The following is a 23,799-nucleotide window of genomic DNA, read 5'->3' as shown; positions in this document are numbered from 1 at the left end:
CGTCGGCAGCGTTCGGCGTCCGTTTCCTCGGCGCAGAGCGGGACCGGAATTCGGTATCCACGGACGCACGCGTCGGATCGTTCGAGCGTGACCATTAACTTTCTTGGTAAACACGAAGTTAAGGTTTGCTGGGCCCGGTAATGGCTGCGACCAACCCGCTGCGAGGAACGGCCGCGCGTGTCGCGCGATGGGCGGGCGGAGCCGTTGCTCCGCGGGCAGCGTGGCGTTTACATGCGGCCAACGCGGCGGGCCGTTCCGACAGGCCCGCACCAGACGGGGGAAGCCAGAGATGCCGCAGTATCGCGCTCCGGTCGAGGATACGCTGTTCTTGCTCACCGACGTCCTCGGCTTCCACGCCCGGGACAACTTGGCGGGCTTCGCCGACGCCTCGCCCGACGTGGTCGAGGCCGTCCTGCGCGAGGGCGCGAAGCTCGCCGAGGAGGTGCTCGCCCCGCTCAACCGCACGGGCGACGTCGAGGGCTGTCGCCGCGAGGCCGACGGCACGGTGCGCACGCCGAGCGGATTCAAGGCCGCCTACGACACATACGCCAGCGGCGGCTGGATGGGCCTGTCGGTGCCCGAGGCCTATGGCGGCCAGGGGCTGCCCCACACCCTCAACACGGCGATCCAGGAATTTGCCTCGGGCGCGAACCTCGCCTTCGGCATGTATCCCGGCCTGACGCAGGGCGCGATGGCGGCCCTGCTGGTCCACGGCTCGGAGGAGCAGAAGGCGCTGTACCTGCCCAAGATGGTCGAGGGCGCGTGGACCGGCACCATGAACCTGACCGAGCCGCATTGCGGCACGGATCTCGGCCTGCTCAAGACCAAGGCCGTGCCGAACGGCGACGGCTCCTACAGCATCACCGGCACCAAGATCTTCATCTCGGCCGGCGAGCACGATCTCGCCGAGAACATCGTGCACCTCGTCATCGCCCGGATCGAGGGGGCGCCCGCCGGCACCAAGGGCATCTCGCTCTTCGTGGTGCCGAAATTACTCGTGAACGCCGACGGGTCCCTCGGGGCGCGCAACGGCGTGTCCTGCGGTTCCCTCGAGCACAAGATGGGCATCCACGGCAACGCCACCTGCGTGATGAACTATGACGGGGCGACGGGCTGGCTCGTGGGCCAGGAGAATCGCGGCCTCAACGCCATGTTCGTGATGATGAACGAGGCGCGGCTCGCCGTCGGCGTCCAGGGCCTCGGCCAGTCCGAAGTCGCCTACCAGAACGCGGCCGCCTACGCGAAGGACCGGCTGCAGGGCCGGGCCCTGACCGGCGCCAAGGCGCCCGAGAAGGCCGCCGACCCAATCATCGTCCACCCCGACGTGCGCCGCACGCTGATGCAGATCCGCGCCTTCAACGAGGCGGCCCGGGCCCTCATGCTCTGGACCGCGCTCCAGGCCGACATCCTGCACCGCTCCGAGGACGCCAAGGAGCGGCAGGCCGCCGACGACCACCTCGGCCTGATGACCCCGGTGGTGAAGGGCGTGTTCACCGATCGCGGCTTCGCCAACGCGGTCGAGGCCCAGCAGCTCCTCGGCGGCCACGGCTACATCGAGGAATGGGGCATGTCGCAGTTCGTGCGCGACGCCCGCATCGCCATGATCTACGAGGGCGCCAACGGCATCCAGGCCATGGACCTGATCGGCCGCAAGCTGCCGAAGGACGGCGGCCGGGCAATGATGACCTTCCTGGGCGAGGTCCAGACCTTCCTGAAGGACCACGGCGAGGATCCCGCCATGGCGCCGTTCACCAAGCCGCTCCAGGCCGGGCTGAACGACCTCCAGGGCGCCGTGATGTGGCTGATGCAGAACGCGTTCAGCAAGCCCGACAATGCCGGGGCCGGCGCCACCGACTTCATGCACCTCTTCGGCCTCGTGGCCCTGGGCTACATGTGGGCGCGGATCGCCAAGGCGGCCCAGGCCAAGCACGCGGAGGCACCCTCCCCGCGCTGGGAGTCGAAGCTGACGAGCGGCCGGTTCTTCATGGAGCGGATGCTTCCGGAGACCGCCCTGCGTCTCGGCCGGATCAAGGCCGGTGCGGACAGCACCATGGCGCTGGAGGCGGAGGCCTTCTGAGCGTCGCCGGCCGTCGCGCCACACGCGACGGCCGGCGACGCGGCGTCAGCTTCGTTCCGCCGGCACCGTCGTCGCGCGCGCAGCGAACATCGCGCACGCCGCGAGACCCGGGCGGCGGGCGACGTCGGGCCCGGACGCGCCGCCGGGGTCGCCTCGCGGCGATCGCCGGTCTCGGCGCGGCCGGGCCATCCGGCGTCGGCTCGTCAGCCCCCGAGAGCGGCGTCGAGATCGTCGATCAGGTCGGCCGGATCCTCCAGGCCGATCGACAGCCGCACCACGTCGGGTCCCGCGCCCGCGGCGGTCTTCTGCGCGTCGGTGAGCTGGCGGTGGGTCGTCGAGGCCGGGTGGATGATCAGCGAGCGGGTGTCGCCGATATTGGCGAGGTGCGAGAACAGCTGGAGACTCGAGACGAGCTTGACCCCCGCGTCGTAGCCGCCCTTCAGCCCGAAGGTGAAGACGGCGCCGGCGCCGTTCGGCGTGTAGCGCCGCGCGAGCTGATGGTAGCGGTCGGTCTCCAGGCCGGGATAGCTCACCCACGACACCGCCGGATGCGTCGACAGGTGCTTGGCTACCGTCAGCGCGTTGTCGGAGTGCCGCTGCATGCGCAGCGGCAGCGTCTCGATGCCGTTCAGGATCAGGAAGGCGTTGAACGGCGACAGCGCCGGACCGAGATCGCGCAGGCCCAGCACACGGCAGGCGATGGCGAAGCCGAAATTGCCGAAGGTCTCGGCCAGCACCATGCCGGAATATTCCGGCCGCGGCTGGCTCATCATCGGGTAGCGCGCGTCACCGGCCCACTGGAACGTGCCGCCGTCGACGATCAGGCCGCCGATCGAGTTGCCGTGGCCGCCGAGGAACTTGGTGGCCGAGTGCACCACGATGTCGGCGCCGTGCTCGAAGGGTCGGATCAGGTACGGCGTCGCCATGGTGTTGTCGACGACGAGCGGGATGTTGTGCCTCTTGGCGATCTGCGAGAGCGCCGCGAGGTCGGTGATGACGCCGCCGGGATTGGCGATCGATTCGCAGAAGATCGCCTTGGTGCGCGGCGTGATCGCCGCCTCGAAGGAGGCGGGGTCGTCGTTGTCGGCCCAGGCCACCGACCAGCCGAAGTTCTTGTACGAGTGGTTGAACTGGTTGATCGAGCCGCCGTACAGCTTGTTCGAGGCCACGAACTCGTCGCCCGGCTGCATCAGGGCGTGCATGGTCAGAAACTCGGCCGCGTGGCCGGAGGCGACCGCCAGGGCGGCGGTCCCGCCCTCCAACGCCGCGATGCGCTCCTCCAGCACGGCGTTCGTCGGGTTGGTGATCCGCGTGTAGATGTTGCCGAAGGCCTGAAGACCGAACAGCGACGCGGCGTGGTCGACGTCGTCGAACACGAAGCTGGTGGTCTGGTAGATCGGCGTGGCCCGTGCGCCGGTGGCCGCGTCGGGGGCGGCACCCGCGTGGATCGCCAGCGTGTTGAAGCCGGGCAGGCGGTCGGACATCGTCGGGTCTCCTCAGAGCACCCGAGCCTGTACGCCCGCCCGGGTTTGCGGCGCAAGACTCGCCCGCGGCCGCGCGCGCCGCAATCCCTAGGCGTCCGGCCGATGGCCGATATCGATATGCGGCTGACCCGCATCGACCAGGGCGCGGTCCACGGCCTCGATGGCGAGCAGGGTCCGGGTCAGGTCCTCCGCCATGGAGATCGGCGCCAGGTCGAGGCCGCCCAGGCGCCGCGCGATGGCGTTCCGCTGGCGGGTCAGAGCGGCACGCGCCCGGTTCAGATCCTCGATCTCGTCGGCGGTCATCCGCGCTCCATCTCGTCAGGGGTCCCGTGCCGTGCTCAGGCGCCCGGCGTCCAGTCGATGTTCGGCCGCTGGGCCAGCATGCGCTCGAAGTAGTTGGCGACGGCCTGCGCTCCGTCCGTGTGCATCATCGCGACGGGATGCGCGAGATAGGCGCGGGCGAGATCGACGGGGATCCGGCCAGCCTGGAGCGCGCTCAGCACCTCGTCGATGAAGGCGTCGTTGGCCTCGTTGAAGTCGTTCGACAGCTTCTTGCGGTCGTTGAGGGCCTTGATCGGCATGCAGCATCCTTGTCGCTCGGCGCCGGGGCCACGCCCGGCCGGAAGGCTCGGCCCGAACCGGGCCGCGGCGGGAAAGGCCCCGGCCACAGAGCCCGACAAACAGGCCCGATCCGCGTGCGCGGCCACACCGCTCGGTAACCGTCCACACGCGAGGTGTGGAGCGGAGTCGCGCCCTCGGGCGTTTATCGCGCATGACGACCGAAATCACGCGCTCTCACACCGTCGAGATCGTTCCGTGCGTGGACGATCCCCGCTGTTTCCGCTGGGTCATCCGCAGTCGCGGCGGCGCCGTGGTCGAACACTCGCCCTACGCGTTCGTAACGCAGAACGGGGCCCGGATATCCGGTGAATGCTGGATGCGCGAGCATTTCGCCGACGGCCAGCCGGCCTAGGCGCAAATCCGGCTCGCGGCACACAGCCCATGCCGCGTATCTCTCGGCGCGGCTCCCGGGGGTGCGCCGCCCGGCGCGGCGGTTGGCTTGCCGCGCGCCGTCCTCCGATCCGGACGCAGAATACAACCTCGCCGATGCTCAAGAACCGTAAGGCATCGGTTAAGCATTGTTTCGTCGCGCGCGTTCCTTTGTCAGAACTTTAATCACGGTCACCCAGTATCGCACCGTTTCTGTTTCGGGCCAGGGTGCGAATGATGTTGAGCGGCGACGGAACGGTCCGGCACGACGATGCCGCGTCGCATATGGGCGCCGTGACGTCCATCGAGGGATCGAAGGTCCATCTGGAACTCACCGTACTGAACGGGCGGCCGCGGGTGCGCGTCACCGTCGGGAATCTGGTCCGGATCCGGGCCGGCGACGCTGTCCTCGTCGGCATCGTCACCACGCTCTCCTCGGGCAGCGAGCGCGGCCATCGGCCGGGTGCCTACGCGAGCCTCGACCTGCTCGGCGAGATCGTCGCGGGACGCGACGCGCGCCGCTTCAGCCGCGGCGTGACCTGCTACCCAGCGATCGGCGACACCGTCGAACTCCTGTCCGCCGCCGACCTCCGGATCGTCCACCAGGTTTCTGCGACCAACACGGCGGCCGTCGGCGCGCTCTATCAGGACCCCGACACCCCGGCCTGCATCAAGATCGACGACCTGCTCTCCAAGCACTTCGCGGTGCTCGGCGCCACCGGCGTCGGCAAGTCCAGCGGCGTGACGGTCATCCTGGACGAGGTGATGCGGGCGCGGCCAGCCGTGCGCGTCTTCCTGCTGGACGTGCACAACGAGTACGCTGCCAGCTTCGGCGACCGCGCGAGCGTCATCAGCCCGCGGACCCTCAAGCTGCCGTTCTGGCTGTTCAACCTGGAGGAAATCGCCGACGTCATCTACGGCGGACGTCCGGCCGTGGACGAGGAGATCGAGATCCTGGCCGAGGTGATCCCCCTCGCGAAGAGCAAGTACGGGCAGTACAAGGAGGCGAGCGACCGCCAGATCGTCAAGCGGTCGTTCGGCAAGGGCGCCGGCTACACGGTCGACACGCCCGTCCCGTACATGCTGCAGGACCTGCTCACGCTCATCGACGAGCGGATGGGGCGGCTCGAGAACCGCGTCTCCCGGATGCATTATCACCGGCTGATCAGCCGGATCGAGGCGATCCGGAACGATCCCCGGCACGGCTTCATGTTCGACAACGCCAATGTCGGCGGCGACATGATGGGCGAGATCCTGGCGCACCTGTTCCGGCTCGATCCCGACGGGCGGCCGATGACGATCATGCAGCTCGCCGGCTTGCCGATGGAGGTCGTGGACGCCGTCGTGTGCGTCCTGTGCCGCCTCGCCTTCGAGTTCGGCATCTGGAGTGAGGGCGCCGTCCCGCTGCTGTTCGTCTGCGAGGAGGCACACCGGTTCGCCTCGGCCGACCGCTCGGTCGGCTTCACGCCGACGCGTCGCGCCCTGGCGCGGATCGCCCGCGAGGGCCGCAAACACGGCGTCCATCTCGGCCTCGTCACCCAGCGCCCGGCCGAGCTCGACGCGACGATCATGTCGCAGTGCAGCACCCTGTTCGCCATGCGGATGACCAACGCGCGCGACCAGGCGTTCCTGGCCGCCGCGGTGTCGGACGCCACCAACCTGCTCACCTTCGTCCCGTCTCTGGGCACCGGCGAGGTCATCGCCTTCGGCGAGGGAGTCCCGATTCCGGCCCGCATGACCTTCCGGCCGCTGCCGTCGGCGCGTCACCCGCGCAACGACGCGAGCGGCCGCGCCGCCGAGGACGGCGCCACCGTCGCCGGCGCGGCCTTCGTCGGCGCCGTGGTCGAGCGCTGGCGGGGCGCCACCATGAACAAGCTCGCCGGACACGATGCGGATCCCGGCGCGGCGGCGCGCCTCGGTCGCGAGACAGGCCCGGACGGCGGCCAGGGCGCCGCCCTCGAGCAGATGCACCGCCGGCTGCTCCGTCGCCCCCCCGAGACCGGCGATCAGGCCCCGACCGGCGGCCAGGCCGGCGCCCCGCCTGCCAAGTCCCTGTGGCAGCAGGGCGGGGCATGAGCGAGCCCGATTACCCGGAGCGTCAGACCCTGCTCGAGGCCGCCATCCAGGCGCTTCCGGTCGGCGTCGTGGTCCGTGATGGCCAGGGTCACTGCATCCTGGCCAACGCCGCCGCGCGCGCCCTCGGGGACAGGGCCGTCGCGGCGCTGCCCGCCGCGCCGTGTGACGCCCGGGATACCGCGGCCGTCGAGGCCGTCGACGACCGGATGTTCGAGGTGCGGACGCGGCCGGTCGCCGGGGGCCGGGACGCCTTCACGCTCACGACCCTGACCGACGTCACGCACCATCACCGGATCCAGCGTGAGCTGATCACCAAGGCCTTCATCGACGCCCTCACCGGCCTGCCCAACCGGACGATGTTCGAGCAGAGCATCGCGGATGTCCTGGCAGGATCGGCGCCGGGGGACCGGTTCGCCCTGGCGTTCATCGATCTCGACAACTTCAAGCACATCAACGACTACTACAGCCACGCCGCGGGCGACGCCCTGCTGCGCAAGATGTCCGACCGGATCGGCGGCGCCCTGCGCCCGAGCGACCTCCTGGCCCGGATCGGCGGCGACGAGTTCGTGCTCCTGCTCGCCCCGATCACCGATCGGGACGAGGCGCTGTCCGCCGTGCGCGCCATCTCGGAGCGCCTGAAGCAGCCGTTCTTCATCGACGGGCACGAGATCTTCGCCTCCGCCTCCATCGGACTCAGCCTCTTCCCGGAGCACGGCGACAGCTACGAGACCCTCGCCCGGCAGGCCGACAACGCGATGTACCGGGTGAAGGGCGAGTTGAAGGGCGGCGTCAGCCTCTTCGACGACGCGATGAGCCAGGCCGCCACGGCCCGCATGGCCGTGGAGCAGCGCCTCCGACTGGCGATCCGCGACCGCTGCTTCTGCTGCGCCTTCCAGCCGAAGGTCGACATGCGCTCCCACGCGGTCACGGGCGTCGAGGTGCTGCTGCGCTGGCGCGACGAGCTCGGCATGATCCAGGCCCCGGGCGACTTCATCGCCCTGGCCATCGAGCTGGGGCTGATCAACGAGATCACCCTCCAGCTCCTCTCCGAGACCGTTCAGGCGATGCCCGACATCGACGAGGTGTTCGGACCCGACGTCACCGTGAGCCTCAACATCGCCGCTAAGCAGGCCTGCGACGTGCCGTTCATGACCGCCTTCTGCGCCTCGCTGGGCGAGACCGGCCTCGCGGAGCGCTTCGTCCTCGAACTGACAGAGGAGGCCTTCTTCACGACAGGCCGCTTCCAGAGCGAGGTTCTGCCGAAGATCCGGGCGATCGGCGCGCGGGTCTCGATCGACGATTTCGGCGTCGGCTACTCGTCCCTCGCGGCCCTGGCCGACATCACCGCGGACGAGCTCAAGATCGATCGCTCGTTCATCACCGACATCGATAAGCGACCGCGCAGCCAGATCGTCCTGAAGGCGATCGAGTCGCTCGGCGCGGCGCTCGGCATGACGGTCGTCGCCGAGGGCGTCGAGACCTTCGAGGAAGTCGCCTACCTGCTCGGCGCGACGCAGATCCGCTGCGCCCAGGGCTACTACTTCGCCCGCCCGCTCCTGCTCGACCAGATCCGGCAGGCCCAGCCGCCGCGCGTGTCCGGGACGCGCGGCCCCGCCACGCGCAGCCGCGCCTCGGACCTGCGCGCACCCGGCCTGATGCGGCGCGCCTGACTTCCGCCCCGCGGCGCGACTGCCGACAGCCTCCGACCGGCGGCCGGATCAGCTTGCCGCTGGCGGCGTGCTACGCGGCCAGCAGCGGTCGCCACACGCCCGCCGCGTCGGCGGCTATGGCGCAGATCACCGCCTCGTCGGCCGAGCGGCGCACCTCGACCACGTGCGGCACCCCGGGGGCGAGGGGTGCCTCGACGCCGAGGTCGAAACCGTGTCGACCGTCGCCCACCCCCGCCGCAGCGATGTCGGCGCGGTACTCCGCCGCCACCGTCACCGCCACGATCGCGCCGTCGACCACGATGTCCAGGCACACGGGAGCGTCGGGCTGTGCCGGGTCGTGGGCCCAGCCGGCCACGCGCAGCGCACCGTCCGCGCGGAGGGCACAGCGATCCAGCCACGCCCGCACGGCGCCCGGAGGCGCGTGCGCGAACGACGCGCCGGCCCGCCGGATCAGGCGCCTGCGCAGCGCGGCGAGCTGGGGACCGAGCTCGGTGCGCTGCGCGTAGGGCTGCGGGACGATCGACGGATCGTCCGCGCCAGGGCCGTCGAAGAGCCGACGGATGCCGGGAGCGGGCAGGAAGCTCTCGGCCGGCGTGCCCTCCGCGATGAGGAGGTCGTGGCTTTCGAGCTCGACATGCCAGTAGGTGAGATCGGTCACGACCTCCCCGCGGGTGATGCTGGTGCCGTTGACGAGGTGGCCGGCGGCGACGAACAGCCCGTCCAGCCACACGGCGTGGTCCGGCGAGACGAGCAGGTCGCGGGCCGGAACCCCCTCGTGCAGAGCGCTGGCCCGGATACGCACCGGCCGCTCGCTCGGCGGGGCCGAGGATCCGGGATAGGTGCGCCGTCCGATCCATCGAATCGGGCGGCGCAGGCCCGCGGCCGTGACGACGCTGTCCCCGACCACGAGCCGCTCGACAGCCACGTCGCCGCGGTCGGTCCGGATGGTCGTGCCGGTGCAGTAGCACGGGGCGCTGTTCGGCGATCCGCTCGATTGAGCCGTTCCCGCGGGCGATGGGGTCGATCCGCTCGACCCGGTCGCGCCCGATGCGGGCCCCGTGGAGCCGGTCGCGCCCGCCTGCGTTCCGGCCGCGCCGGCGCTGGACCGAACACCGGCCGTCGCTCCGTACAGGCCCGGATCCCGGCCGTCCGGCGAAGACACGCGGTCCTGCGGTACCGCGACGGCATTGGGGTTGTTCGAGTAGACGCGGATGTAGTCGATGCTCGAGCTGAACCGGGTGCCGGTCGCCGCCGTGCTCTGCACGGCCAAGTTGGCCAACAGATACATGGGGCTGTGCAGGTCGGACGGCGTCGCCTGCGAACCGACGAGCTGACCGTCCACGTAGAAGCTGATGCGATCCGCCTGCCAGTTCATGCCGTAGGTATGATACCCGCTCGGGTTGGGCATCTCGCTGTAGACCTGGCGGGTCTGCTGCCACGTCGTTCCGGCCGCCTGCGGATCGGTCGTGTGAATCGTGCTGTAGACGCCGCGGTCGTTGTTTCCGTAATGCTCGACGACATCGAGTTCCTGGTGGCCGTTGGCGCTGCTCGACTGCGGGCTCTGCTGATTCGGCAGCAGCCAGAAGGCGTCCCAGGCGTCGGGATTGTTGGAGAAATCCGCGCGGATCTCGAAGTAGCCGTAGGTCTGCGAGAAATTGCCCTGCGTGCTGATGAGGCCGGACTGCCAGCTCCCGGGATATCCGGACGCGCTCGTCCCGGGCGGCGCCGCCGTGATCGTCAGGACACCGTTCTGGACGTTGAAGGGATCGTAACCGGACGCGGAGTCGAGGAACGAGGACCGGCCGAAGCCGATGTCGGAATTGGCGTCGTACCGCCACTCGGCGCGGATGTCCCGGTACGTGGTCCCGACGCCGTTCTGCGAGATGCTGCGCGCGTTGAACTCGTCGTCGAAAGTCAGGCGGTAGCCAGTCAGATCAACCATCGACGCCGTCTCATCACCGTTCTGGTTCGCCGGACGTGGCGCGCTGTCAAATCAAGATTGCCTTCAAGCAATCCGGGTGTGGTTAATAATGCGTTGTTTCTCGCGGCACTGAAGTGAGCACCGGCAGCTCCAGACCGCTGCCTGACCTCCCGCCCACCGCGGGGCGCGATCGAACACGGACAGATGACACGGTTAAGGCTGACTAACCGCATCGGCCGCGAGGCGCAAATCAGTCGCGGCGCCGCACGGCCGCACGCGATCTCACCGACGAACACTTGAGCCGCCGCGCTGGACGTCCGAAACCGGCCGGATCCGGCAGGCGCCGATCCGCGGCGGCCGGAGGGCTGATCCTAGCGCGCACGCCAAGTACCGGTGATCGCCTGCGACTTGGGGGAGGCGCAGCTCCGGCCGGACGGCGCGAACCCCGGCGGCGTGAGCGACGCGGGACCGCCCGCGATGTTCCGGCAACCGCATCGATCCCGCCCGGAGGCGGCGGAAGGGGTGGGATTCGAACCCACGGTGGAGTTGCCCCCACGGCGGTTTTCAAGACCGCTGCCTTAAACCACTCGGCCACCCTTCCTGGCGGCATCCGCGACCTCACGGTTACGGCCGCGGCGGAGGCTGCGTCAACAGCAGAACAACCGGTTGACCTCCCGAAGCATTCCGCCTATCTCACCGCCCACGCCCGGAGCCGCTCGATGCGCTGCGGGCTCTGCCCCGCCATCTCCGACACCGGATGCGCAGGGTTCACGGCTGATTGGGGGATAGTTTAACGGTAGAACGGTGGACTCTGACTCCTCTAGTCCTGGTTCGAATCCAGGTCCCCCAGCCACCGCGCCGGCCCGCCCGATCTCAGATCCGGCGGGTTTTTTCTTGCTTGCGGCCCAGCACGTCTCTCTCATCCTGCAGCGATCCGCAGAAATCGAGCGGGGTCGGGCACGGTCCGGCAGTCATCGCCCGTTGACGCGCCGCCGCGCGGTCGCCTAGATCGCCGGATGCGCCGGTGCCTGCCTCTCACGGTTCGAGGGCGCGCGATCATCGGCTTGGTCGCGCTCTACGCGCTGCTGCTCCAAGCGTTCCTGGGCTTCGCCACCCCGGCCCGAGCCTGGAACGATCCGGACGCGGTGATCTGCGCCGGGCACGCCTCGGGCGACCCCGTCGGCACGGTGGTGCACGTCCATCCCTGCTGCACGGTCGTGCAGGCCGGAGCGCTGGCGCTTCCGACCATCGACCCGACCGCTGCCGCCTGGCCCGCCGCGCCCGCGACGCGCTGCGCGTGGCGCCCCGAATCCGAGATCCCGACGACCGGGCCGCCGGCCTCGACCGGCACCGCGCGAGGTCCACCGGAAGCCTGACGATCCCGCTCCCGATCGTTCAGGCCCGGACCTCCCATCATGTCGATTGTTCTCCACGGCGACGCCCCCGCATACGGGGCGGCCGCCACGCGGCGGCTGTCCCGCGACGCCGTCTATCGGGCCGTCTGGCGGTGGCACTTCTACGCGGGCCTGCTGTGCCTTCCGTTCCTGATCAGCCTCTCTGCCACCGGCGCGCTCTACCTGTTCAAGGACGAGATCAACGGCAGCCTGTTCGCGTACCGGACCCGGGTCGCGCCGAGCGAGACGGCGCCGATGGGTCCGGACCGGCTGATCTTCAACGCGCTGCAGGCCGTGCCGGACGCCGCGCCCGTCACCTACACCGACCCGGCCTCGCCGGACGCCGCGGCACGCGTCACCCTCGCTTCGGGCGAGCGCCGGATCCACGTCTACCTGAATCCGTATAACGGCGACGTGCTCGACCGGGTCGACCGGGACCGCGAGCTCATGGCGGTGGTCCGCGGGCTGCACAGCCTCGTGCTGGTCGGCCCCCTGGCGAACGCCGTCATCGAGATCGTCGCGGGCTTCGCGATCATCCTGGTGGTGACGGGCGCGTACCTGTGGTGGCCCCGCGGCCGGATGGGCGGCGTCGTGACCCTGCGCGCCGGCCCGCGCCGGCGCGTGTGGTGGCGCGACCTTCACGCCGTCACCGGGTTCGTCGCCGGCGGCGGGCTGCTCTTCCTGGCGCTGACCGGCCTGCCCTGGTCGATCTGGTGGGGACAGGAGCTGCGCGCGTGGTCCAACGCCGCCGGCCTCGGCCAGCCGGCCGCGCTCTGGGCGAACCGGCCGGTCTCGACGATGCCTCTACGCGACCGGCTGGAAGATGCCGGCTGGACTCTGCAGGACGCGCCCGTGCCGCGCTCGGCGCCGGCCGCCGCGGCCGCGAGCGTCGGCATCGACGACGCCGTGGCGATCCTCCGAGGTCTGGGAATGCCCCGCGGCTTCGAGCTGGCGCTGCCCGTCGGCGCGGACGGCGTCTACGCCGCCGCAATCTACCCGCGCGACGTCACGCGGCAGCGGGTCCTGACCCTCGACCAGTATTCCGGCCGCCCGCTGGTGGACGTCCGCTTCGGCGATCTCGGACCCGTCGGCCGGGCGATTCAGTACGGGATCGGCATCCACAAGGGCGAGCACTGGGGCCGCGCGAACCAGTTCGCGATGCTGGGCTTCTGCCTCGCCACCATCCTGCTCGCCGTCACCGCCGGAACGATGTGGTGGAAGCGGCGCCCGGCCGGCGGCCTCGGCGTGCCGCCCTGGCCGCGCGACCGGCGGGTGGCCGCGACGGTGACCGTGATCATCCTCGGGCTCGGGGCGCTCTTCCCGCTGACCGGGCTCGCCATCGCCGCCATGATCGGCTTCGACCTCGCCGCGGGCCGGCTCCGAAGGCGGTGGGCGCACTGATCCGGTACGAGCGGGCGCCGTGCCCGTGCACAAGCCTCCGCGCCTGAGACGCGGGCGTCCGGGTCTTCCGGGCGCGGTGCTGATCGTGCTCGCGCTCTGGATCCAGGCGCTCGCACCGGCCGTCGCGCTCCGGATGGCGCAGGCGGATCGGGGCGTGCTGCCCGGCCAGATCCTGTGCGGGCACGCGTCGGATCAGGTCGGGGACGTCGCCATCGGCCTGCACGCGCCGGCAACGGGGTCCTGCGCCCTCTGCGGGCTGTGTCGCGCCGGCGCCGTCCCGCCGCTCCTCCCGGCCTCGCCCGGCCTCGCGCGCCGCCTGCGCTGGACAGCGGTGGCGTGGCCGATCCCGCCCCCTGTCCGGGCCGCGTCGGTCCCCATCATCGTCGGCCAGCCCCGCGGGCCGCCCCGCTCCGCCTGATCGCCCTTCCTCCGGGTGGCGCCGCCGCTCGCCCCTTCGATCAGACGAGACCTCCGATGACCTCCGACCAGACCGTCCTGTGCGGCGCCGCCCTCGCGCTCCTGCTCGCCGGAAGCCCCCTCCCCGCCCTCGGCCAGACCGCCGTGACCCTCGAGGAACTCTCCGTGGAGGGCGAGGCCGCGCCCGCCGCGGGCCGGAGTGCCGCGCCGCCCTTCGGCGTGGCGGCGCCGCCGGGCTCGGCGCCCGCGGTCATCGAGCACCCTGTCGGCGAGATCGTGACCGGTATCGGCCGGGACGACACGATCGCGAACCGCCCGGCAACCAGCATCGGATCGGTCCTGGTGAACAGCCCTGGCGTCACGGTGCGGCAGGGGAACGGCGGCCGCGACGTCGTCATCTCGATCCGCGGCAACAACGCCCGCTCCACCGGGGTGATCAAGAACACCGTCGTCCTGGAGGACGGCTTCATCCTCACCCAGCCGGACGGCGCGTCGCGCTTCGATCTCACGGACCCCCGCGCCTACGGCCGGATCGACGTGTTCCGCGGGCCGCAATCGCCGCTCTTCGGCAACTACGCCACCGGGGGCGCCATCGCGTTCCGGACGCGCACCGGTCGCGAGATCGACGGCTACGAGATCGGGGTGGATGCCGGCAGCTTCGGCTACCTCAGCAACTACTTCACCGTCGGCGGCGTCAGCGGCCCGTTCGAGATCAGCCTGTTCGCCAGCGACGTCCGCGCCAACGGCTACCAGGACCACGCCAGCTACGACACGCAGACCATCAATCTGCTCGCGAGCTACACTCCGACGCCGGACAACCGCTTCACCCTGAAGGTGATCAACAACACCCTCGACGCCAACCTGCCCGCCCGCGCGTCCCTGGCCCAGTACCGGATCAACCCGTACCAGCGCGGCTGCGCCGCCGCAGCGAGCGCGGCCCCGGGCTGCACCACCTTCAACCTGTTCCGGAACGGGGCATTCGGCGCGACCGTGCCGGTGACGGCCGACGAGGGCGGCTTCGGGCGCAACGACCGCCGGACCATCGTGGCCGCCCGCTGGGAGCACGACATCGACGCGTTCACCACCTGGCGCACGCAGCTCGGGTTCGACGAGCGCAACTTCGATCAGCCGTTCTACACGACCTCGTCGCGGGGCTCTTACCCGTCCTGGAACTTCTTGACCGACCTGACCCGGCGGGGCGACCTGTTCGGCCTGCCGGCAACCGGCTACGTCGCGCTGGCCTACAACACCATCGACAATCACATCACCACCTTCAACCGGGCCCCCTACGACGGCCCACGCCTGGGGGCGCTGATCGGCGATCAGGCGGCGGTGCAGTCGAATCTCGGCGGCCGGGCGCGGCTCGAGCTGGCGCTGTCGGATCAGTGGACCGGCATCCTCGGCCTGAGCGCCGAGACCACCTCGATCACCGGGCGCAACATCGCCTACGCGTACGCGGCGAGCGGCACGACGCGGACGGTGGCGGACGCGAACCGGTCCTTCCTCAACGTCGCCCCCGAGCTGGCCCTGGTCTACCGGCCGGACGCGGCCTGGGCGCTGCGCGGCCGGGTCGCCACCGGCTACACCACGCCGGCCGCCAGCAACCTGTTCATCACCCCGGCCGGGCTGCCCGGAAACAACACGCAGCTCCAGACTCAGGAGAATCTCGGCTTCGATCTCGGCGCCGAGTGGAGCCCGATGACCGATCTCCGCCTGAGCGTGACCGGGTTCTACGAGTTCTTCCGCAACGAGCTGGTCTCGCAATCGCCGGGGGCCGGCCTCCTCGCCTACACGTTCAACGCGCCCGCCTCGGAGCATCGCGGCGTCGAGGTCGGCGCCGACTGGGCCTTCGCGCCCGGCTGGCGCGGGACGCTGGCCTACACGTTCGACGACCAGATCTACACCCGCTACACCGAGCAGCTCAGCGCCGGCAGCCTGACCCGGTCGTTCGACCGGGCGGGGAACCGGATCCCCGGGGTTCCGGCCCACCAGCTCCTGGCCCGCCTCGGCTACGACGTGCCGAGCGGACCGCTCGCGGGTCTCGGCGCCTTCGTGGAGACGGTCGTCCAGGGCGACTTCTACCTCGACAACGCCAACCTGCTGAAGGCCCCGGGCTACGCGGTCGTCAACGCCAACCTGCACTACGCCACGGATCTGACCGGCGGCTACGCGAAGCGGCTCAGCCTGTACGTCGAGGTTCGCAACCTGTTCGACACGACCTACGTCGCCTCCGCGCAGAACCTCGCCAACGGGATCAGCGGCACCACCGGCCTCCAGAACGGCGCCGCCGTGCTGGCGACCACCACGGGCTCGGTCTTCGCGGGTGCTCCGCGGAACATCGTCGGCGGCATGCGGCTGGCATTTTGATAACCGCGCGGGATCTCGCGCGTGGTGTCAAAGTGGAGCTTGCACTATGCTCCGGCGATCGATCGCAGGGGCCGGCCGAGGCGCGCGGTCCGGTCCGCGCGGCGGGGCCGTCGGCAGGGATGTGGCGCGATAGTCGGATGAGGCGGCGAACCGTACTCGCTGGTTTGCCCCTGGCGCTCGCCGGGTGGCCGCACGCCGTGCGGGCGCAGGGTCAGGCCCACGTCGCGGCCCTCTGGCCCTTCGTGGAGGGCGATCCCGAGGGCCGGGTGCTGGCGGAAGCGTTCCACGCCGGCTTGCGCGATCACGGTCAGCCGGATCAGCGGGTCGACGATCGCTGGACCGGGGCCGACCGCGAGCGCACGCGCCTCCTCGCGGCCGACCTCGTGGCCACACAACCGCAGGTGATCTTCGCCTATCTCAGCGCGCAGCTCACGGCCGTGGCGTCCCTGACGAAGCAGATCCCCATCGTGTTCGTCGGCGCCTCGAACCCGGTCCGCTTCGGGTACGTGGAGAGTCTCCAGCGCCCGGGCGGCAACATCACCGGCTTCACGCTCTACGAGGCGCCTCTGGGCGGGAAATGGGTGGCGGCCCTCAAGGAGGCCGTCCCGAACCTCCGACGCGTCACGCTCCTGTCCAACCTGAGCACCGAGATCCGGGGCGAGAACCTCTACGCCGAGCCGTTCCGCACCACCGCGACGGCCCTCGGGATCGAGCCCGCGGTGGTGAAGATCGACAAGGCGGTCGAGATCGAGCCCATCATCGCGGATCTCGCGCGGCAGGGAGACGGTGGCCTGATCGTCGCCCCGGGCACGTTCAGCGAGGCCAACGGCGACCAGATCGTCGCGCTCACCACGCGCCTCAGGGTTCCGGCCGTCTTCGCCATCCGGCGCTTCGCCTATCGGGGCGGGCTGATGTCGTACGGGCCGGACCCGGTGGAGACGGTCCACCGGGCTGCCGCCTATGTCGGCCGGATCCTGCGCGGCGAGAACCCCGCGACCCTGCCGGTCCAGGCGCCCACGAAGTTCGACTTCATCGTGAATCTGAAGACGGCCCGCACCATGGGCGTGACCATCTCGTCGGCGCTCCTCGCCCAGGCCGACGAGATCGTCGAATGACGGCGCCGCGCCCGCTCGCCTCCCCGCCGGCCGCGGCAGCGCCGCCGCGCTGGTTCCGCCTGCCGCTCGCGGGGAAGTTCGCGGTGGCCTTCGTGGGCCTCGTCAGCCTGGTGCTGCTCATCAACGGCGCCGTCGACCTGACGCTGAACTATCAGGACGCCAAGCGGACCGCGATCGAGACGCAGCGCACCAAGGCGCGCGCCGCCGCCGAACGCGTCGACGCCTTCCTGTCCTCGATCGAGAGCCAGATCGGCTGGACGACCCGGGCCGAGTGGCGGCGGGTCTCCCCCGAGCAGCAGCGCTACGACTTCATCCGCCTGCTGCGCCAGGCACCGGCCATCACGGAGGTGGCGTACCTCGATCCGGCCGGGAAGGAGCAGCTGCGCGTCTCGCGGCTGGAGCCCGACGCCGTCGCCAGCGGCAAGGATTTCTCGGCCTCGCCGCGCTTCACCCAGGCGCTCGCCCAGAAGACCTGGTTCGGCCCGGTCTATTTCCGGCGCGGCTCCGAGCCGTACATGACCGTCTCGGTGGCCCATGCCGGACGCGACCCCGGCGTGACCGTCGCGGAAGTCAATCTGAAGCTGATCTGGGACGTGGTCAGCGCGATCAATGTCGGCGAGCACGGCTACGCCTTCGTGACCACGGCGACCGGGCGGCTGATCGCGCACCCGGATCTGAGCCTCGTCCTGCGCGACACCGACCTGTCGGGTCTGGCCGAGGTGGCGGCGGCCCTGCCCGGCTCCCGCATGGCGGGTCAGGACTACGAGATCACCACCGGCCTCGACGGCGGCTGGGTGCTGGCGGCCCATGCCACGATCCCGCGGGTCGACTGGATCGTCTTCGTGCAGGAATCGCTGCGCGACGCCATGGGTCCCGCCCTCGAATCCGTGATCCAGACCACATCGCTGATGGGTCTCGGCGTGCTGCTGGCAGCGGTGGCGGGCACCTTCTTGGCGCGGCGCATGGTCGTGCCCATCCGCGAACTCGAGGACGGGGCGGAGCGGTTCGGCGCGGGCGACCTGTCCGAGCGAATCGTGATCCGCACCGGCGACGAGATCGAGACCCTCGCGCACCGGTTCAACACGATGGCGAGCCGGGTTCAGGATTCCTACGAGACGCTCGAGGCCAAGGTGGAGGAACGGACCCGCGACCTCAACCGCTCGCTCGACGATCTCCAGCGGGCGCAGAGCCGGCTCGTCCAGTCCGAGAAGCTCGCCTCGCTGGGACAGCTCACCGCCGGCATCGCCCACGAGATCAAGAACCCGCTGAACTTCGTCAACAACTTCGCGTCGCTCTCGAACGAGCTGGTGGACGAGCTTCGCGAGGTGCTCGAACCGGCGGCCCTCGATCCGGACACGCGCGCGGAGGTCGAGGAGCTCGCCGGCCTGCTCAAGGGCAATCTCGCGAAGGTCGTCCAGCACGGCAAGCGCGCGGACTCGATCGTCAAGAACATGCTGCTGCACTCGCGCACCGGATCCGGCGAGCATCGACCGGTCGAGGTCAACGGGCTGGTCGAGGAGAGCCTGAATCTTGCCTATCACGGGGCCCGCGCGGCGAAACCGAGCTTCAACGTGACCCTCGTGCGCGATTACGATCCGGCGTCCGGTCTCGCCGACCTCTACCCCCAGGAGATAACGCGGGTCCTTCTGAACCTGATGTCGAACGGCTTCTACGCCACCGAGAAGCGGGCCGCCGACGGTGATCCCGGCTACGAACCGACGCTGTCGGTCGCGACCCGGGACCGGGGCGACAGCGTCGAGATCCGCGTGCGCGACAACGGTACCGGCATCCCCGACAGCGTCAGAGCCAAGATGTTCGACCCGTTCTTCACCACCAAGCCGGCGGGCGAGGGAACGGGGCTCGGCCTGTCGCTGAGCCACGACATCGTGGTCAAGCAGCACGGCGGGACGGTTGACGTCGCCTCGGAACCGGGTGCCTTCACGGAATTCATCATCACCCTGCCGCGCCAGAGTGTTACGCCGGCCGCGCCGCTTCGGCCGGCGACCGAGACGGCGGCCGAGACCGAGAGCCAGCCATGAACGTCCTGATCCTCGTCGTCGATGACGAACCCGACGTCACAGACCTGTTCCGGCAGCAGTTCCGCCGCGAGCTGCGCGCCGGACGCTTCGCGATGGCCTTCGCGCACTCGGCGGCGGAAGCCCTGGAGCGGATCAACGGCGCCAACGAGCCGAGCCTGATCCTGATGCTGTCGGACATCAACATGCCCGGGATGACCGGCCTCGAATTGCTGCCCCTGGTGCGCGCCGCGCGCCCCGACGTGCCGGTGATCATGATCACAGCCTACGGCGACGCCGAGACGCGCGAGAAGGTCCGCGCCGCCGGCGCCGTGGGCCTGATCACCAAGCCGATCGACTTCGCCGTGCTGAAGGCCGAGATCGATCGCCGGCTGTCCGCCTTCGCGGGGACCGAATGACCCCCGGCGCCCCGAACGCCAAGATCCTGGTCGTCGACGACGAGCCGGATCTCGAGGCGCTGATCACCCAGAAATTCCGCCGCCAGATCCGCCAGGGCCTCGTCACCTTCCTGTTCGCCCACGACGGGCAGGAGGCGCTGGACCGCCTCTCGGAGAGCCGCGACGTCGATCTGGTCGTCTCCGACATCAACATGCCGCGGATGGACGGGCTGACTCTGCTCGCCAAGCTGCAGGACCTCCCGGAGCGCCCCTCGATCATCATCGTCTCGGCCTACGGTGACATGGCGAACATCCGCACCGCCATGAACCGGGGCGCCTTCGACTTCCTGACGAAGCCGATCGACTTCGCCGACCTGGAGACGACGATCGAGCGGACGCTGCGCCACGTCGAGGACCTGCGCGAGGGGCGGCGCCGGCAATCGCTCGCCGAGCGGGCCCACGCCTCCCTGGCCCGGTACTTCTCGCCGAACCTCGCCGAGCGGCTCGCCGGGGACGCGTCCGGTCTCGAGCTCGGCGGCCACCGCCGCGACGTGGCCTCGCTGTTCACCGACATCGCCGGCTTCACAAGCTTGGTGGAGAGCCTCGACCCGGTGCAGCTCGCCGAGATCCTCAACGGCTACTTCGCCGAGATGACCGACGTTGTCTTCGCCCACGAGGGGACGGTGGCCAAGATCGTCGGCGACGCCCTGCACGTGCTGTTCGGCGCGCCGGGGGACCAGCCGGACCACGCGGCCCGGGCCGTGGCGTGCGCCCTCGCCCTGGACGAGGCGGCGGAGGCCTTCCGCGGGCGCTGGCGCGAGCGCGGGATCGAGATCGGCGTGACGCGGATCGGCGTCCATGCCGGGCCGGCGATCGTGGGCAATTTCGGCGGCGGCCGGTACTTCGACTACACGGCCTACGGCGACACCATCAACACCGCCGCCCGTCTGGAGAACGCCAACAAGGCGTTCGGCACCCGGATCTGCGTCAGCGACGCCGTCGTGATCCGCGCCGGTCAGTTCCGCGGCCGCCCCCTCGGCGACCTCCTCCTGCGCGGCAAGCAGACGGCCCTGCGCGCCTACGAACCCCTGACCGAGGCTGCCTACGCGGACGCGCTGCTCGCCCAGTACCAGGACGCCTACGCGAAGCTCGACGCCGGGGAGGCCGGCGCCCTTCCGGCCTTCGCGGCGCTGGTCGGGCTGCGTCCCGACGACGGGGTCGCGGCCTACCACCTGAAGCGCCTGCTGAACGGCAGCAGCGGCAGCCGGGTCGAGGTCCGCTGAGCCCTGCACCCGCGCCGGGCGCCCCGATCGGCGGCCGCGATAGCCCTGGCATGAGGCAGCGCCTATTACCGTCCCCGGGGCGAGCGATCGGGATCCCGCCCGATCGGCGATGCCCGGAACGCGTTCAGACAGGAGACCGGCGCATGAGACGGCGCGACGTCATCGCGGGCCTCGGCGGCGCGGTCGCGTGGCCGGCCTACGCGGCCGCGCCGGCGAAGGGTCAGCGTCGCCTGGGGATCCTGCTGGTCTACGGCGAAGCGCATCCGGACAGTCCCGTCATCGTCGACACGCTCAAGGAGAGTCTGAAGCGGGCCGGCTGGATCTGGGGCCAGAACCTGGCCGTGGACCTGCATTACGGCAACGGCGACGCCGAGCGGATGCGCGCCCAGGCGGAGGAGATCCTCGCGCGCCAGCCCGACGTCGTGCTCGCGCAGGGCGTCGTCGGCGCGACCGCGCTCCAGCGGGCGACCACGACGGTTCCGGTCGTCTTCATGATGCTTCAGGACCCGGTCGGCGGCGGCTTCGTGACCAACCTGTCGCGGCCTGGCGGGAACCTCACCGGCTTCACCAATTTCGACTTCGTCCTCGTCGGCAAGTGGCTGCAGCTCCTTAAGGAACTCAGCCCCGGCGTCACGCGGGCCCTCGCCCTGATCAACCCCGATTACCGGGCCCGACTCGCGGGCTACACGGCCGAGATGGCCCGGATCGGCCCCGAACTCGGCATCGAGGCCCGGATCGCCGGCGTGCACGACGCCGCCGAGATCGAGTCCGCGGTCACGGAGTTCGCCGCCCGGCCGGAGGGCGGCCTCATCGCCCTGCCCGACGCGGTGACCGGCGTGTACGGCCAGCGGATCGTCGATCTGGCGGCCACCTACCGCCTGCCGGCCGTCTACGCCTACGCGGCGCCGGTGCGCCTCGGCGGCCTCGCCGCCTACACGACCAGCGTCGAGCAGGATGTGCAGCGGGCGGCCGGGTACATCGACCGGATCCTGCGCGGCGCGGTGGTCGGCGACCTGCCTGTGCAGGCCAGCGAGCGCTTCATCACCCTGCTCAACCTGACGACGGCCGCTACCCTGGGATTGACCATCTCGCCCTCGCTGATGGCGAAGGTGGACGAGCTGGTCGAGTAGCGGCCGCCGGTCGTCGCGGCGCCGCCGCGACGACCTCGACGGACCGGTCAGCTGAAGGCCGGCAGACGTCCGTCCGGCGAGTAGCGGTCGATGGCCGAGGGCAGGTCGCGCGAGAGGCGCGCCAGCAGCTCGCTCTTGCTCAAGCCGGTGCGCTGCTCCAGGGCCGCCAGCGTGTCCGGCCCGATGGCACGCTCCAGGTCGGCGGCCGGGATGTCGCGGTTCGGGCCGTGATTGATCCAGGACTGCGCCGTCTCGGCGTGGCCGCCCTTGGTGAAATGATCGACCAGTTCGCTCAGGCCACCGGCGATGAGGCCTCCGACGCCCCCCGCGCTGGCGCCGCCGAGGAGGCGATCCAGGTTCGCCGGAATCGTCGATCCCGCGGGGGACGGAACCTGCGGGGCCGGCGACCGACCCGCCTCCTTGGCGTGGCCGCCGAGCCACTCGGCGATCCGGTCGCGATTCTGGTAGCCGGCCACTGCCAGCAGGCCCAGCAGGGCCGTCATCGAGGGGTATCCCTTGCTCATGGCGTCGTCCTTCCTTGATGCGGGCCGAAGCCCGGGTGATACGGCGGTGGGCCGCCGCAACGGGTCATGCCGGCGTCTGAGCGGCGTCGGCGGCGATGGCTCTGCCGGCCAGGGCCGATCCGTCATCCGCGCTCCGGCCGGCCGCGATGGCGCGCTTCACCGTCGAGCGGGCCGCGTCGATGGCGATGGCCGCCGCCGACATGGTCCGGGCCTCGGTCGGCCGCTCCAGGGCATGCTTGGCGATGTCGCCCGCGAGATCGTCGATCTCCCGGGCCAGGATCTCGAGACGCCCGGGATCCGAGGTCTCCTGCGCCTCCTGGCGGATCTGCAGCAGGCGGTCGGTCGCCTCTTCGACCCGCTCGCGGCGCAGGCGCGACAGGCGCTGGCCAATCCAGGCGAGCGCGGAGCCGATGCCGCCGCCCAGGAAGGCGAGCAGGTAGATCCAGGTCTCGTAGCGCTCGATGAAGCTCTGCTGCTCGCGCTCGTAATAGTCGACCGCGCCGGGATGGATCGGCAGCCTCGCGCTCGTCGCGCCGACGGTCCCATCGTAGGCGGGGGCCTGAACGTAGTCGGCGGCCGGCGTGACGTTCGCCATCGCGCTGCGCAGCTCGAACAGGTGCTGGGTGACGTCGGCCGCCACGGAGCGGGCGAGGTTCGAGCGCGCCATCAACCGGTAGGAGGCGCCGACCGTGTGTACGTCGTCGGCCGGCACCTTGGGGCTGCCGCCGAAGGTCTCGGCCGGCATGGTGACCACCTGCAGACGCGGCAGCCGGGCGACGATCGCGTCGGCGTTCTCGACATCCACGAAGGTGATCTTGCGAGTGCGGCTGGCGGCCTGAACGAGGCCGACGATCCGTTGGGCCGTCGGCGCGGTCGGCGCGATGACCGAGATCACCGCGTCGACCCGCTTGCGCGCGAGGGCCGCGCCCAGGTCGCTCTCGGCCATCTCGACCAGGGCGACGTGGCGCGGCGGGAGACCGCCGTCCGGCTCGGTGGTGACCAGCGTCAGCCCGTAGTGCTCCAGCATGGCGCGGATGAGCGCCTCGTCGGCGTCCCGATGGGCCAGGATCGCGAGGCGTTTGCGGTCGAGGTCGGGGAAGCGGTCGATCCCGGAGGCTTCCGGGGAGGCGATGATCATCGCCTGGTCGCGCAGGATGGCCAGCGTCAGGCCGTTGTCGGGGAGCTCGACGTCCGGCCGCACGATCGCCAGATCGACGCGCCCGTCGCGCAGCGCCTCGGCACTGTCGCGCACGTCGTCGAAGGGCAGGATCTTGAGGCGGATCTCCTTCTGGCGCTTGGCCAGGGCATCCGCGTAGGCCTGGATCAGGGCCGGCTCCGTCCCGTCCTTGGGAGCCACCGCGATGGTCAGGACAGTGGCGCGCGATACCCAGTAGGCCACCCCGGCGCCGACGCTCAGCAGAACGGCGAGCACCAAGAAGACGAGTTCCTGACGCAGGAAGAGGCTGGCGAAGCGCCGCATCGGCTCTGCTCTCGCGCGTTGACCGGTTCGGCAGACGTCGTGCCGAAGGCGGGCCGA

19 protein-coding genes and 2 tRNA genes are annotated in these 23,799 nt (G+C 70.6%); 14 read left to right on the top strand and 7 right to left on the bottom strand.

Annotated elements, in window-relative coordinates:
* Positions 1-289: 289 nt before the first annotated feature.
* Entirely contained in the window at positions 290-2,077 is a 1,788-nt protein-coding gene (locus tag ME121_RS13425; RefSeq protein ID WP_059408989.1) for an acyl-CoA dehydrogenase C-terminal domain-containing protein, read from the top strand.
* 203 nt (positions 2,078-2,280) lie between these two features.
* Here the strand turns inward: ME121_RS13425 and ME121_RS13420 are convergent, their stop codons facing one another.
* The 3 genes from ME121_RS13420 to ME121_RS13410 all read right to left on the bottom strand — a co-directional run bounded on the left by ME121_RS13420 (position 2,281) and on the right by ME121_RS13410 (position 4,142).
* On the bottom strand, positions 2,281-3,561 hold the full coding sequence (locus ME121_RS13420; protein ID WP_012322638.1) for an O-acetylhomoserine aminocarboxypropyltransferase: 1,281 nt from the start codon (positions 3,559-3,561) through the stop codon (positions 2,281-2,283).
* An 87-nt stretch (positions 3,562-3,648) separates the two neighbouring features.
* Entirely contained in the window at positions 3,649-3,864 is a 216-nt protein-coding gene (locus ME121_RS13415) for a hypothetical protein (protein WP_012322637.1), read from the bottom strand.
* Positions 3,865-3,899: 35 nt separating this feature from the next.
* On the bottom strand, positions 3,900-4,142 hold the full coding sequence (locus tag ME121_RS13410; RefSeq protein ID WP_029361116.1) for a hypothetical protein: 243 nt from the start codon (positions 4,140-4,142) through the stop codon (positions 3,900-3,902).
* A gap of 191 nt (positions 4,143-4,333) precedes the next feature.
* Between ME121_RS13410 and ME121_RS13405 the strand changes: the two genes are divergently transcribed.
* From ME121_RS13405 to ME121_RS13395, 3 genes are all read left to right on the top strand, one after another.
* Complete coding sequence (locus tag ME121_RS13405; protein WP_012322635.1) at positions 4,334-4,534, top strand: hypothetical protein; 201 nt, start codon at positions 4,334-4,336, stop codon at positions 4,532-4,534.
* A 254-nt stretch (positions 4,535-4,788) separates the two neighbouring features.
* Positions 4,789-6,627: an ATP-binding protein gene (locus ME121_RS13400; protein WP_059408988.1), complete on the top strand. Its 1,839-nt coding sequence runs from the start codon at positions 4,789-4,791 to the stop codon at positions 6,625-6,627.
* Positions 6,624-8,297 carry a putative bifunctional diguanylate cyclase/phosphodiesterase gene (locus ME121_RS13395; protein WP_012322633.1) on the top strand — a complete coding sequence of 558 codons (1,674 nt, stop codon included), beginning with the start codon at positions 6,624-6,626 and terminating at the stop codon, positions 8,295-8,297. Before ME121_RS13400 ends, ME121_RS13395 begins: the two co-directional genes overlap by 4 nt.
* 70 nt (positions 8,298-8,367) lie before the next feature.
* Here ME121_RS13395 and ME121_RS13390 read toward each other — a convergent pair whose 3' ends face one another.
* Together ME121_RS13390 and ME121_RS13385 are read right to left on the bottom strand one after the other, a co-directional pair.
* The gene (locus ME121_RS13390) at positions 8,368-10,239 is read right to left on the bottom strand and encodes a Hint domain-containing protein (RefSeq protein WP_059408987.1); all 1,872 of its coding nucleotides are present in this window, start codon (positions 10,237-10,239) and stop codon (positions 8,368-8,370) included.
* A 493-nt stretch (positions 10,240-10,732) separates the two neighbouring features.
* Positions 10,733-10,819: transfer RNA gene (locus ME121_RS13385), tRNA-Ser, on the bottom strand.
* 178 nt (positions 10,820-10,997) lie between these two features.
* Between ME121_RS13385 and ME121_RS13380 the strand changes: the two genes are divergently transcribed.
* The 10 genes from ME121_RS13380 to ME121_RS13335 all read left to right on the top strand — a co-directional run bounded on the left by ME121_RS13380 (position 10,998) and on the right by ME121_RS13335 (position 21,738).
* Positions 10,998-11,071, top strand: a tRNA-Gln gene (locus tag ME121_RS13380).
* Positions 11,072-11,282: 211 nt separating this feature from the next.
* Complete coding sequence (locus ME121_RS13375) at positions 11,283-11,594, top strand: hypothetical protein (protein WP_106427884.1); 312 nt, start codon at positions 11,283-11,285, stop codon at positions 11,592-11,594.
* 39 nt (positions 11,595-11,633) lie between these two features.
* On the top strand, positions 11,634-13,013 hold the full coding sequence (locus ME121_RS13370; RefSeq protein ID WP_059408986.1) for a PepSY-associated TM helix domain-containing protein: 1,380 nt from the start codon (positions 11,634-11,636) through the stop codon (positions 13,011-13,013).
* Positions 13,014-13,032: 19 nt separating this feature from the next.
* On the top strand, positions 13,033-13,431 hold the full coding sequence (locus tag ME121_RS13365; RefSeq protein ID WP_012322544.1) for a DUF2946 family protein: 399 nt from the start codon (positions 13,033-13,035) through the stop codon (positions 13,429-13,431).
* A 56-nt stretch (positions 13,432-13,487) separates the two neighbouring features.
* Positions 13,488-15,797 carry a TonB-dependent receptor family protein gene (locus ME121_RS13360; RefSeq protein ID WP_059408985.1) on the top strand — a complete coding sequence of 770 codons (2,310 nt, stop codon included), beginning with the start codon at positions 13,488-13,490 and terminating at the stop codon, positions 15,795-15,797.
* A 137-nt stretch (positions 15,798-15,934) separates the two neighbouring features.
* Positions 15,935-16,912: an ABC transporter substrate-binding protein gene (locus ME121_RS13355; RefSeq protein ID WP_012322542.1), complete on the top strand. Its 978-nt coding sequence runs from the start codon at positions 15,935-15,937 to the stop codon at positions 16,910-16,912.
* Entirely contained in the window at positions 16,909-18,951 is a 2,043-nt protein-coding gene (locus tag ME121_RS13350; RefSeq protein ID WP_029359684.1) for a sensor histidine kinase, read from the top strand. Before ME121_RS13355 ends, ME121_RS13350 begins: the two co-directional genes overlap by 4 nt.
* Positions 18,948-19,346 carry a response regulator gene (locus tag ME121_RS13345; RefSeq protein WP_012322540.1) on the top strand — a complete coding sequence of 133 codons (399 nt, stop codon included), beginning with the start codon at positions 18,948-18,950 and terminating at the stop codon, positions 19,344-19,346. Before ME121_RS13350 ends, ME121_RS13345 begins: the two co-directional genes overlap by 4 nt.
* Positions 19,343-20,608 carry an adenylate/guanylate cyclase domain-containing protein gene (locus ME121_RS13340; protein WP_012322539.1) on the top strand — a complete coding sequence of 422 codons (1,266 nt, stop codon included), beginning with the start codon at positions 19,343-19,345 and terminating at the stop codon, positions 20,606-20,608. The genes ME121_RS13345 and ME121_RS13340 overlap by 4 nt, the downstream gene beginning before the upstream one ends.
* A gap of 143 nt (positions 20,609-20,751) precedes the next feature.
* Positions 20,752-21,738, top strand: a complete 987-nt coding sequence (locus ME121_RS13335; protein WP_012322538.1) for an ABC transporter substrate-binding protein — start codon at positions 20,752-20,754, stop codon at positions 21,736-21,738.
* Between the two features lie 47 nt (positions 21,739-21,785).
* Here the strand turns inward: ME121_RS13335 and ME121_RS13330 are convergent, their stop codons facing one another.
* Both ME121_RS13330 and ME121_RS13325 read right to left on the bottom strand, forming a co-directional pair.
* Positions 21,786-22,262 (bottom strand): YidB family protein, encoded by a 477-nt coding sequence (locus tag ME121_RS13330; protein ID WP_012322537.1) that lies wholly within the window; start codon positions 22,260-22,262, stop codon positions 21,786-21,788.
* Between the two features lie 64 nt (positions 22,263-22,326).
* Positions 22,327-23,742, bottom strand: a complete 1,416-nt coding sequence (locus ME121_RS13325; RefSeq protein ID WP_012322536.1) for a TAXI family TRAP transporter solute-binding subunit — start codon at positions 23,740-23,742, stop codon at positions 22,327-22,329.
* Positions 23,743-23,799: the final 57 nt, after the last annotated feature.

The organism is Methylobacterium sp. ME121 (genome assembly GCF_000974725.1).
GTDB classification, from domain to species: Bacteria; Pseudomonadota; Alphaproteobacteria; order Rhizobiales; family Beijerinckiaceae; genus Methylobacterium; species Methylobacterium radiotolerans.
This window is presented reverse-complemented; position numbering and strand designations above follow the sequence as displayed.

Bases quoted from the DNA above. Each gene is read 5' to 3' on its own strand.
- ME121_RS13350 (WP_029359684.1), top strand. From the start codon at position 16,909: ATGACGGCGCCGCGCCCGCTCGCCTCCCCGCCGGCCGCGGCAGCGCCG.
- ME121_RS13335 (WP_012322538.1), top strand. From the start codon at position 20,752: ATGAGACGGCGCGACGTCATCGCGGGCCTCGGCGGCGCGGTCGCGTGG.
- ME121_RS13340 (WP_012322539.1), top strand. From the start codon at position 19,343: ATGACCCCCGGCGCCCCGAACGCCAAGATCCTGGTCGTCGACGACGAG.
- ME121_RS13395 (WP_012322633.1), top strand. From the start codon at position 6,624: ATGAGCGAGCCCGATTACCCGGAGCGTCAGACCCTGCTCGAGGCCGCC.
- ME121_RS13405 (WP_012322635.1), top strand. From the start codon at position 4,334: ATGACGACCGAAATCACGCGCTCTCACACCGTCGAGATCGTTCCGTGC.
- ME121_RS13425 (WP_059408989.1), top strand. From the start codon at position 290: ATGCCGCAGTATCGCGCTCCGGTCGAGGATACGCTGTTCTTGCTCACC.
- ME121_RS13360 (WP_059408985.1), top strand. From the start codon at position 13,488: ATGACCTCCGACCAGACCGTCCTGTGCGGCGCCGCCCTCGCGCTCCTG.
- ME121_RS13345 (WP_012322540.1), top strand. From the start codon at position 18,948: ATGAACGTCCTGATCCTCGTCGTCGATGACGAACCCGACGTCACAGAC.
- ME121_RS13400 (WP_059408988.1), top strand. From the start codon at position 4,789: ATGTTGAGCGGCGACGGAACGGTCCGGCACGACGATGCCGCGTCGCAT.
- ME121_RS13415 (WP_012322637.1), bottom strand. From the start codon at position 3,864: ATGACCGCCGACGAGATCGAGGATCTGAACCGGGCGCGTGCCGCTCTG.
- ME121_RS13325 (WP_012322536.1), bottom strand. From the start codon at position 23,742: ATGCGGCGCTTCGCCAGCCTCTTCCTGCGTCAGGAACTCGTCTTCTTG.
- ME121_RS13370 (WP_059408986.1), top strand. From the start codon at position 11,634: ATGTCGATTGTTCTCCACGGCGACGCCCCCGCATACGGGGCGGCCGCC.
- ME121_RS13420 (WP_012322638.1), bottom strand. From the start codon at position 3,561: ATGTCCGACCGCCTGCCCGGCTTCAACACGCTGGCGATCCACGCGGGT.
- ME121_RS13410 (WP_029361116.1), bottom strand. From the start codon at position 4,142: ATGCCGATCAAGGCCCTCAACGACCGCAAGAAGCTGTCGAACGACTTC.
- ME121_RS13355 (WP_012322542.1), top strand. From the start codon at position 15,935: ATGAGGCGGCGAACCGTACTCGCTGGTTTGCCCCTGGCGCTCGCCGGG.
- ME121_RS13390 (WP_059408987.1), bottom strand. From the start codon at position 10,239: ATGGTTGATCTGACTGGCTACCGCCTGACTTTCGACGACGAGTTCAAC.
- ME121_RS13330 (WP_012322537.1), bottom strand. From the start codon at position 22,262: ATGAGCAAGGGATACCCCTCGATGACGGCCCTGCTGGGCCTGCTGGCA.